The following is a 10,451-nucleotide window of genomic DNA, read 5'->3' as shown; positions in this document are numbered from 1 at the left end:
CGATTAAAGCGTTTAACTTTATCTCGCTAGGGCTGCGCATATTACGCTTTCCTATTTTTTTGTCAACACTTAATTTTAAACTTTATAAAAATCTAAACTCAAGTTTTACTCGACTTTCTGAGCAGCTCCTGCTTCGCTATGCGTTGGCGTTCCCCGTCTCAGTGGGGTCGCATTATAGGGAGAATTGATTTTAACGCAAGCGTTTTTAAAGGCTTTTTTGCATTTAATTGTTACCCCAAAGATACCCCACCTAGACACACACGTTACCCACAAAACCCTGTGGATAACCCTGCATTTATCCTCTTTTTAAATGTAGGAAAACAAAAAAGCATCTTTAGTTAGATGCTTTTATAAAGGTTCTAATTAGCCGTTAATATAAAATACTATAGAGCTTGCGGCGATATTTAGCGGCTAATGCATCGCCGTCAGGTAAAGAGGCGATTATTGCTAAGAAGTTTGGTTTGGCTTCATCATAGTTAAGATCCTTTTTAAGGATAGTAAAGAGTGCTTCTAATGCTTCTTCTTTCCTTCCTGCTTCATTGAGTAGGTTACTAAGTTCCATTTGTAATTCAAGCTCATTGGGATGCTTGGCTACTCTTTCTTGCAATGCTTTTATTTCAGGTGAATCGGTTGCCTCTAATGCGGCCTCACATTTTGCCTTAATATTATTAAAGTATGCATCTTGCTCTTTTACATCTATTGTTTCTATTAACGCAGCGGCTTCATCTAGTTTGTGAATCTGTATACATATATCTGCAAGCACTAATTTAATTCTCGCATTACGACTATCAAGTTCATACGCTTGTTTGGCATAAGTAAACGCGGCATTTAAGTCGCTATTAATCAGTGCTTGCTTGGCTTGCTCTAATAATAAGTCTTGTTGAGCTGGTAAATGTTTAGATAATGCATCACGAACTTGGCTTTCTGTTTGAGCACCCGCTAATACATCAACTGGAGCTGAGTCTTTTAATAACACTAAAGTAGGTAAGGTTTGCAATCCAACTTGTTGGGCAAGTTGAGAGGCAAGTGCCTGCTCTGCATCGCAGTCTAAGTTTGCGACTACTATATAGTTGCTGTATTCAGCAGCTAACTTATCTAAAATAGCTGCTTGGCTAATACACTCTGGGCTTTGTGGAGAAAAAAAGTTAAGTAGTACTAACTTTTGTTGTGATGTTTCACCCAATACTTGCTGAAGGTTTTGTGCGTTAAGACTAACTATATTACTCATTGAATTATTGCCATGTTCATCTATTTAAGTTTTTATATGGTGATGAAGATAATAATTACAAGTCATCTGTTTAAATCATTTAAATACAATAGAAGGTAGTGAGGGAAATATGAAATTAGCGCATGTAAGTGCATTGTGTTTATTAGTCAGCCCATTATTGAATGCGCAAGCACTTAAGTTGGATCTTGATACCAGCATACCGGCAATAGAAAAACTTTACTTAGACCTACATCAATCACCTGAATTGTCATATAAGGAAAAGCAAACAGGTAAAAAAATCGCTGAACGACTTCAGAAATTAGGGTTTGACGTAACCGATAATGTAGGTGGTTATGGTGTAGTCGGAATTTACAAAAATGGTCAAGGCCCTACCGTCATGATCAGAACTGATACTGATGGCCTGCCTATAACAGAGCAAACAGGCAAAACTTACGCATCAACTATTACCACAATTAATGATCAAGGTAGTGAAGTTGGCGTTATGCATGGCTGTGGTCATGATATTCATATGAGCTCTTTTATTGGCACTGCAGAGCAATTAATTATGCATAAAAATCAGTGGCAAGGTACTTTAATGATGGTTGCTCAACCCGCTGAAGAAGTAGGCGGTGGTGCAAAAGCAATGCTCAAGGAAGGATTATTTAGCAAATACGCTAAACCTGATCATATTATTGCTTTGCATGTAAGCGCTAATGTTGCTGCGGGTAAGGTGGCAATGAAAAATGAATACACCATGGCCAGTGTTGATTCTGTCGATATTAGTATAAAAGGAAAAGGTGGCCACGGTGCTTACCCGCATACAACTATTGACCCTGTGATCATCGCAGCTCGAACAATACTTGCACTACAAACAATTACTAGTCGTGAGCTTTCTCCACTTGAACCTTCAGTGATAACGGTGGGTTCCATTCATGGTGGCTCTAAACACAATGTTATTTCTGATGAAGTTAAGTTGCAACTTACGCTACGCAGCTACAATCCAGATGTACGTAACGCACAAATAGCGGCAATTAAACGTATTACTGCAGGTATAGCACAAAGCGCAGGCCTCGAGGAATCTCTTTACCCTGTAGTGAAAGTTCATGAAGATGAATCAATTCCATCAACTTATAATAATCCAGTACAAACTAATCTTGTTCGAAACGCTATAAAAAGTGCGATAGGTGATGCAAACGTGTTCGAAACAGAAGCGGTAATGGCCGGTGAAGACTTTGGATTATACGGGCGCACCGACGAAAATATTCCTATCACCTTATTTTGGCTAGGTGGCGTTAACCAACAGCAGTACGCCAAGGCAATAAAAAATAACGAAACACTGCCCTCGTTACATTCAAGTAAATTTGCGCCTGATTATAAAGTAGCACTGCCTACAGGAATAAAGGCTATGAGTAACGCCGCTGTGGCACTATTCAATCAGTAACCTTCAACGCTATATGTAAGCCCTGCGATTAATTTACCGTAGGGCTTTTTTTATAACTCGACTTTTTATACGGCGCTTTTTTTGTACGTTTGGCAAAGCGCTTTTTAGGTGACGTTTTAGGTAACAGTGCAAATGCCTGACTATTGCAGTTCGCCGCTTGGCTTACAAAATTAGTTAAATCGGCTAATAAAGGTTGTATAAACTGCTGATAACTCATTGCTTGCTGTGCAATATCACCTAAACTCGACTCCCATTTTGCAGTTAAGTCGGGGCTTGATAATCCCTCTGGTAATACACTAATTAATGCCAGGCCTGTTTCAGTTGCTTTAATTGCTTTTCCCTCACGTTTTAAAAAGCGACGTTTAAATAACAGCTCAATAATGCCTGCACGCGTTGCTTCTGTACCGAGGCCATCTGTTTCTTTTAATATTTTTTTGATTTGCGGGTCTTTTACATAACGGCTAATTCCCGTCATAGCAGCAAGTAAGGTTGCATCGGTAAAATGAGCAGGAGGAGTTGTATGCTTTTGTACTACTTCACCTTTAGTACATGTAAGTGCCATACCTTTTTCTAAATAAGGTAATGTAGCTTCTTCTTTAAGTTCCGACTTACCCATGAGCAATTTAAAACCTAAGCTTACATCTTGCTTTGCACTTGCTTTAAATAAACCACCGGCTATGGTTACCTCTACTTTGCTTTCGTTGTAAATGTAGTCGGGATAAAACTGAATTAAATAGTGTCGACTTATTAACTGATAAATTTTTACTTCATCACTGGCTAAACTCGCATTTTTTAACTGTTTAGTTGTCGGTACTATGGCGTGATGAGCGGCCACTTTTGAATCGTTAAAACATTTACTTCGTTGTTTTGCATTTGCCTCATTTACCAGCTCGACTGACTGCCCACCATTTACGGCTATCGCTTTTAAAATAGCAGGTGCATCTTGGTGATGCTCTCTCGGTAAGTAACGGTTATCTGAGCGTGGGTAGGTAATTAATTTATGACGTTCATATAAAACTTGGCAAATATCGAGTACTTTTTGTGCTGGCATCCCAAAAGCTTTAGCAGCATCTATTTGTAAAGCAGATAAGTTATAAGGAAGAGGCGCGGTTTGTTTTTTTTGCTTTTGCTCAAGCGCTGTTACATTTGCGGGCTGATTAGCAATGCGTGAAGTCACATTTTCGGCTAAGGCTCTATTAAGTACTCTGCCCTCTTCATCTTGATATGGTTCGCACGCTTTACTCGGTATCCACTTAGCAGTAAATGATTGCTGCTCAGGTGTAACAAGATGAGCAAGTACTTCATAAAATGGTTTGGATACAAAATTTGCGATTTCATTATCACGATTTACAACTAAACCTAAAATAGGTGTTTGTACTCGCCCAACCGACAACACATTACCAAAGCCCGCTTTTTGCCCAGCTAGCGTATAAGCTCGCGTTAAATTCATACCAAACAACCAATCAGCACGAGACCGTGCTAAAGCAGATACACTTAAAGGGATAAAATCACGGTTAGCACGCATACTATTTATTGACTTTTTAACTGCCGTTAAGTTTAAGTCACTGATCAATAATCGCTGAATATTTTGTTTTTTTGCTTGGCTGATTTTTGCTTGTTCTATAACTTCATCAACTAATAATTGGCCTTCACGGTCAGGATCGCCAGCATGTACAAGTGTTGTTGCTTTTTTGATTAGCTTTTTTAAAATAGTGAGTTGTTTACGAGTTTTAGGCTTTGCTTTAAGTTGCCAATGCTCAGGCACAATAGGTAAATGTTCAAACTGCCACTTTTTAAAACGCTCATCATAATCATCGGGTTCTGCTTGCTCGAGCAAATGACCTATGCACCAAGATACGCAATCACCATTTGCCACTTCAATATAGCCATCATGCTTTTTATGCGGTTTAGGAAGTGCGTCTGCAATAGCGCGACCCAAAGAGGGTTTTTCAGCAATATAAAGTTTCATAACATAGCTCTAACACTGTTCATATAAACAGTAGTCTAGCACATCATTTTAAACGAGGGGTATTTTTGTCGTTATAAGCTTAAAGCTTTATTTCGCTTATTAACAAAAATATATAAAAGCGGTAGATAACATATAACAACAGTAGCGATATTTATTAAGGGCATAAATGTTTGATACATAACAGTACTATACGATAAATCCCAAAGATGGCGATCTACTAAACGAAACAATTGCAGAATAGGGGCAGCAATAACCACAAGTTGGCCAAGTACACATTGCCACAAATGCACTTTATCTTTAAGACCCCAATAAGCAATAAGGGCCATCCAAGTAATATCTGTTAATGCCCATACAAGGTAACGGTATATATAAATACCATCATCAAACGCCATTAAACTTGAGTAGGTCACAGTGCCAAATAAGAAAAAAGCGGCGGTAATAACAACGAACCTAATAGCTAAATAATCTTTGAGGATAAAGAATATAAAAATAGCCGGACTCAAAATAAGAACCCAGCTTTTACTTAATATACTTACAAAATACAAAAACCATTCAGGCAAACTCAATAACCTTACTTAACTTTTGCATCTTCATCAGTTCCATCGCCGTTACCAGGCATACTACAATACTTAGTCAACATATTCGCCCCATTACATTTGTTAATAATGTTGCACTCTACGCTAAAAAAGGTACATAGCCAAATCATTCTATCTTACATCAATTGGCGCTGACTCCTTTGCCTTACCTTGTAAAATAGATATTTCTACACGGCGATTGCGTCTGCGATCTTCGCGGGAATCATTAGGTACTAAAGGTCGTGTTTCTGCACGCCCTACCACCATCATTCTGGTTTTATCAAAACCTGGAACTTTTTGTAATTCACTCGCTACCGCAACTGCGCGTTTAGAGGATAAATCCCAGTTATTAATGTAAAGCTCGTTGGATACCTGAAAATCATCCGTATGACCAGACACCGTAATTTCACCGGGTACATCTTTAAGTAATCGGCCAATATCTTGAATGATAGGTTTAAATTGTGGTTGTAAAAATGCACTCCCCGATGGAAACGAGCCATTTTCTCTAATACGAATTATGATTTGCTGCCCTAAAGATTCAAGCTCAATAGCCCCATCAATAATTTGTTTTTCAAGCTGTTGCGCAATTTTTTTAACTAAGTCATTTATTTGCTCTTGATCAGCAGCAGACACTGCCGTAGCTGCAGCAACTTCCTCTGAGGTACTGCTTGATTCACCACCTCGCTTTTCACCACGTTGCTCTTGACGTCCACCTGCGGAGCTTTCATCTCCCGCCTGAAACTCAAGCATTTGTTGAGTCATTTCAACCGTTTGTTGCTGAATGGTTTCTATAGGAGTTGGCTCAGGTTTACCCGGTGTAAACTCCATAGCAATAACAGATGTCCCTTTTGGAATGTCTTTTACCTCTATTTTATTTTGTACACCAAAAGCAAACTTCATTGAGCCCGCAATTTGTTTAAATTTAAGTATATCCATTTCAGAAAATGCGAGTAAAAGTACAAAAAAGCACATTAATAGCGACATTAAATCGGCAAATGTCCCCATCCATGCAGGTAACCCTGGAGGAGGGCATTTGCACTCTTCATCTGACATAATTATTCCTCAGTATTGACTGTGCGTTTTGATTCAGCTAGATAATTTTTCAAAATCCCTTCAATTACTTTAGGATTTTGGCCATCTTGGATGCCTAATACCGCATCTAAAATTAAGCGCTGATTCATGGCCTCTTCGTCTTTACGCAGTTCAAGTTTTACCTGAATAGGAATGGCGACAACATTCGCCAAGAATGCCCCATACAACGTTGTTAACAAGGCTACCGCCATTGCAGGTCCGATTGCTTTTGGATCATCCATGTTCGAGAGCATAGCCACTAAGCCTATCAACGTACCGATCATCCCCATTGCGGGAGCAATATCACCTAGCGACTTAAATAAGCTTGCGCCCATTTCATGACGAGTCGTCGTCAGGGAAATATCTTTTTGTAATGTTGCACGCACTACATCCGCATCATGCCCATCCACGAGCATATCAACGCCTTTGCGCATGAATGGATTTGGAATTTCGGCTTCTTCTAAGGCTAAAAACCCGCCTTTTCGGGCAGAATCTGCTAGCTCAACCGCCTTTTCAATTAACGCTTCAGGGGGTTCAATTTTAAACATAAACGCTTTTGCACATACTTTACCAATGCCAAGAAATTGCGACATGGTAAAATTAGATAAAACGATAAAAAGGGAACCACCAAATACGATAACCACAGAAGGGGTATTGTAAAACATAGCGACTTCACCGCTACTACTCATAAACATGGACATGACAATTAAGCCAATTGCGCCAAGGATCCCAATAATGGTTGCTAAATCCACATTCCCTCCAAAGGTTTTATATTTTTTCTTCGCAAGCGTTGTTATTAATTGTTTATCGGCAAGATACTGAAATACTTAAGTGATTTTTATGATAAACGGTAAAATTACGATTAGTCCTATTTTAGATCAACATAGGTAATCAACCTAATTAATCAAAATTAATAATTTTAAAAAATAACGTTGAAACGCAATAAAACCCAATCAACAGCATTTATCTATCAAAAAACAATATCATTCTTTGACCTAGTTTAGCATTCCCCCTAAAATTGGCGTCTAAATTTATTATGTAAGTTGAAAATAAAGATGGCGACTAAAAAACCTGAAAATTTAAGTTTCGAACAAGCACTAGAAGAGCTAACAAAAATTGTCAATGAAATGGAACAAGGTGATTTATCGCTTGAACAGTCTTTAAAGCAATTTGAGCGAGGTATTGCACTTGCGAGCGCATCTTCAGGCAAACTTCAACAAGCTGAGCAAAAGGTGTCGATATTAATGGGTAATGACGAAAAAGCACCGCTTACTCAGTTTGATAACGATTTGGAATAATTGTGAGCATAAAAGAACAAATAAAGCTCGCTCAAGATGATGTAGTCAATACACTCAACCTTTATTTCGAACAACCACTTGAAAGCGACAACACCATAAAAGAAGCCACACATTACAGTCTAATGAATGGCGGGAAGAGATTACGCCCTTTTTTGGTTTATACCACAGGCAAAATGCTCGGTGCTGAAAAACGTGATTTAGATGTGCTGGCAGCAGCCATTGAATGCATTCATAGTTATTCATTAGTGCATGACGATTTACCTGCGATGGATGATGACGACTTACGCCGTGGTCGCCCTACTTGCCATATTGTATACGGTGAAGCACAAGCGATTTTAGCTGGAGATGCACTGCAAACTTTAGCATTTGAACTTATTGCCAAGCATAAATTTAAATGCTCGACTGAAGCACAATTAAAAATGATCGCAGCATTAGCGCATGCTTCGGGGTTACAAGGTATGGTTGCCGGACAAGGCCGTGATATTGCAGCAACCGATAAGGTTATTACTGTTGATGAGTTAGAACGTATTCATAAACTTAAAACCGGTGCGCTAATAAATTGTGCGATTACTCTTGGTGCACTGTGTGCTCCTAATACGAGCCAACAAACTTTAGAAAACTTATCAACTTTTGGATACGCTATAGGGCTTGCATTTCAGGTTCATGACGATATTTTAGATGTTGAGGGCGATACGCTTACTTTAGGCAAGCCACAAGGGTCAGATATTGCAGCGAATAAAGCGACATACCCCGCTTTATTAGGTATGCTAGGCGCTAAGCAAAAAGCACAAAATTTAATACAACAAGCCCATGAGGCATTAGCTAACATTGACGCAGACACAACAGATTTAGCGGCATTGGCAAACTATTTAATTGAACGTGACCATTAAACATGGCTAAACCGTATTAAATCTTAGAACAAAATTATTACTGAATATTAAGTCGCCTTTTAAACCTCGTTTGTTTTGAGGAGGGTTAATATTAGCGAAGGATATATAAAAAACCATGACACTTGATAGCAGCAAGTATCCATTACTTGATTTGGTGAACGAACCAGCCCACTTGCGAGAGTTAGCACAAGAAAAGCTTCCTGCATTTAGCCATGAATTGCGTGACTATTTAGTCAATTCGGTATCGCAAAGTAGCGGTCATTTAGCGTCTGGTTTAGGAACCGTAGAACTTACCGTTGCATTACATTATGTATACAACACACCCGATGACCGTTTGGTCTGGGATGTGGGCCATCAAGCTTATCCGCATAAAATACTGACTGGCCGCCGTGACCAAATGCATACCATTCGCCAAAAAGACGGATTGCACCCTTTCCCTTTTAGAGATGAAAGTGAATACGATACCTTTAGTGTTGGCCATTCAAGTACCTCAATTTCTGCGGCGCTGGGTATGTCCATTGCTGCGCAAAAAGAAGGCAAAGGGCGTAAAACAGTCGCGGTAATCGGCGATGGCGCAATTACTGCGGGTATGGCCTTTGAAGCAATGAACCACCTTGGCGATGTTAAATCAGACATGCTGATCATTTTGAACGATAACGAAATGTCGATATCTGAAAACGTCGGTGCGTTAACCAATCATTTTGCGCGTATTTTATCAGGTAGCTTTTATACCAACATCCGCGAAGGCAGTAAAAAGCTGCTCTCTGGTGTACCGCCGGTAAAAGAGCTTGCCAGCCGTATGGAAGAACATATTAAAGGGATGATGATCCCGGGTACTTTTTTTGAAGAATTAGGTCTAAATTACATTGGCCCAATTGATGGACATGATGTGAATATGTTGGTTGATACGCTGCGCAATATGCGTAACTTAAAAGGCCCACAGCTTTTACATATAAAAACCCAAAAAGGCAAAGGTTATAAGCCTGCCGAAGCCGATCCGATTGGTTATCATGGCGTACCAAAATTTGATCCTGCAACATCAAGCTTACCAAAATCTAAGCCAGGTGCGGCGACTTTCTCAAATGTGTTTGGTGATTGGCTTTGTGACATGGCCGAGCAAGACAGTAAACTCATGGCAATCACGCCAGCTATGCGTGAAGGTTCAGGTATGGTACGTTTTTCTAAAGTGTATCCAGAACAATACTTTGACGTAGCGATAGCAGAACAACACGCCGTTACTCTTGCTGCAGGTTTTGCCTGTGAGGGCTTAAAGCCTGTTGTGGCTATCTATTCTAGCTTTTTACAACGCGCGTACGATCAACTAATTCACGACGTTGCACTGCAAAACCTACCGGTATTATTTGCTATAGACCGCGCCGGTATTGTTGGAGCCGATGGTGAAACCCATCAAGGCGCCTACGACTTAAGCTTTATGCGCTGTATACCTAACATGGTCATTATGGCCCCAAGTGATACTAACGAATGCCGTCATATGCTTTATACAGGCTATCAAGCTAATTGTCCTGTTGCTGTTCGTTACCCGCGTGGTAGTGCAGGCTCAGCAGACATTCAAAGCACTATGCAAAAGCTAGAAATTGGTAAAGCGAATGTAATTAAAAAAGGTACTAAAGTGGCTATATTGTCATTTGGTACCTTGCTTGAAAACGCACAACTTGCCACTAATGAGCTCAATGCTACATTAGTAAACATGCGATTTATTAAGCCACTTGATACGGCATTAATTGATGAGCTGATTAATGATAACGATATTATTGTAACCCTTGAAGATAACGCGATTGCGGGCGGTGCAGGCTCTGCAGTTAATGAATATTTAGCGAGCATTAAAGCCGATGTAAAAGTGCTTAATTTAGGTATTCCTGATGAATTCATTAAACATGGCACACAACAGCAAATGCACGATGAAATGGGGTTGGGTGAACATGGTATTTTAACTTCAATTAAAGCATTTATGAGCTAATACTTATAGTGTTTAATAAAAA

9 protein-coding genes are annotated in these 10,451 nt (G+C 39.5%); 4 read left to right on the top strand and 5 right to left on the bottom strand.

All coding sequences use genetic code 11. From position 1 onward, the window contains the following. Window positions 1–370: 370 nt before the first annotated feature. The gene (locus tag MTN97_RS08240) at window positions 371–1,228 is read right to left on the bottom strand and encodes a tetratricopeptide repeat protein (protein WP_248474136.1); all 858 of its coding nucleotides are present in this window, start codon (window positions 1,226–1,228) and stop codon (window positions 371–373) included. 109 nt (window positions 1,229–1,337) lie between these two features. On the opposite strand from MTN97_RS08240, the gene MTN97_RS08235 reads away from it, so the two are divergent. Continuing rightward, a complete protein-coding gene (locus MTN97_RS08235) occupies window positions 1,338–2,648 on the top strand; it encodes a M20 family metallopeptidase (RefSeq protein WP_248474135.1) in 1,311 nt (436 codons plus the stop codon). A gap of 28 nt (window positions 2,649–2,676) precedes the next feature. Here the strand turns inward: MTN97_RS08235 and MTN97_RS08230 are convergent, their stop codons facing one another. The 4 genes from MTN97_RS08230 to pomA all read right to left on the bottom strand — a co-directional run bounded on the left by MTN97_RS08230 (window position 2,677) and on the right by pomA (window position 7,015). Then, a complete protein-coding gene (locus MTN97_RS08230) occupies window positions 2,677–4,617 on the bottom strand; it encodes a DNA topoisomerase III (protein WP_248474134.1) in 1,941 nt (646 codons plus the stop codon). Between the two features lie 71 nt (window positions 4,618–4,688). Beyond that, complete coding sequence (locus MTN97_RS08225) at window positions 4,689–5,177, bottom strand: hypothetical protein (protein WP_069439215.1); 489 nt, start codon at window positions 5,175–5,177, stop codon at window positions 4,689–4,691. A 147-nt stretch (window positions 5,178–5,324) separates the two neighbouring features. Continuing rightward, complete coding sequence (locus MTN97_RS08220) at window positions 5,325–6,245, bottom strand: flagellar motor protein MotB (protein WP_069439216.1); 921 nt, start codon at window positions 6,243–6,245, stop codon at window positions 5,325–5,327. A 2-nt stretch (window positions 6,246–6,247) separates the two neighbouring features. Beyond that, window positions 6,248–7,015 carry a flagellar motor protein PomA gene (gene pomA / locus MTN97_RS08215; protein ID WP_248474133.1) on the bottom strand — a complete coding sequence of 256 codons (768 nt, stop codon included), beginning with the start codon at window positions 7,013–7,015 and terminating at the stop codon, window positions 6,248–6,250. Between the two features lie 303 nt (window positions 7,016–7,318). On the opposite strand from pomA, the gene xseB reads away from it, so the two are divergent. The 3 genes from xseB (at window position 7,319) to dxs (ending at window position 10,429) form a co-directional block, all read left to right on the top strand. Continuing rightward, window positions 7,319–7,561 (top strand): exodeoxyribonuclease VII small subunit, encoded by a 243-nt coding sequence (xseB, locus tag MTN97_RS08210; RefSeq protein ID WP_248474132.1) that lies wholly within the window; start codon window positions 7,319–7,321, stop codon window positions 7,559–7,561. 2 nt (window positions 7,562–7,563) lie between these two features. Beyond that, window positions 7,564–8,451 (top strand): (2E,6E)-farnesyl diphosphate synthase, encoded by an 888-nt coding sequence (ispA, locus tag MTN97_RS08205; protein WP_248474131.1) that lies wholly within the window; start codon window positions 7,564–7,566, stop codon window positions 8,449–8,451. A gap of 115 nt (window positions 8,452–8,566) precedes the next feature. Beyond that, window positions 8,567–10,429, top strand: a complete 1,863-nt coding sequence (gene dxs / locus MTN97_RS08200) for a 1-deoxy-D-xylulose-5-phosphate synthase (protein ID WP_248474130.1) — start codon at window positions 8,567–8,569, stop codon at window positions 10,427–10,429. Window positions 10,430–10,451 lie beyond the last annotated feature (22 nt).

The sequence above is a fragment of the Pseudoalteromonas sp. 2CM36K genome (genome assembly GCF_023161865.1).
GTDB classification, from domain to species: domain Bacteria; phylum Pseudomonadota; class Gammaproteobacteria; order Enterobacterales; family Alteromonadaceae; genus Pseudoalteromonas; species Pseudoalteromonas tetraodonis.
This window is presented reverse-complemented; position numbering and strand designations above follow the sequence as displayed.

Bases quoted from the DNA above. Each gene is read 5' to 3' on its own strand.
- MTN97_RS08240 (WP_248474136.1), bottom strand. From the start codon at position 1,228: ATGAGTAATATAGTTAGTCTTAACGCACAAAACCTTCAGCAAGTATTG.
- MTN97_RS08235 (WP_248474135.1), top strand. From the start codon at position 1,338: ATGAAATTAGCGCATGTAAGTGCATTGTGTTTATTAGTCAGCCCATTA.
- MTN97_RS08230 (WP_248474134.1), bottom strand. From the start codon at position 4,617: ATGAAACTTTATATTGCTGAAAAACCCTCTTTGGGTCGCGCTATTGCA.
- MTN97_RS08220 (WP_069439216.1), bottom strand. From the start codon at position 6,245: ATGTCAGATGAAGAGTGCAAATGCCCTCCTCCAGGGTTACCTGCATGG.
- xseB (WP_248474132.1), top strand. From the start codon at position 7,319: ATGGCGACTAAAAAACCTGAAAATTTAAGTTTCGAACAAGCACTAGAA.
- dxs (WP_248474130.1), top strand. From the start codon at position 8,567: ATGACACTTGATAGCAGCAAGTATCCATTACTTGATTTGGTGAACGAA.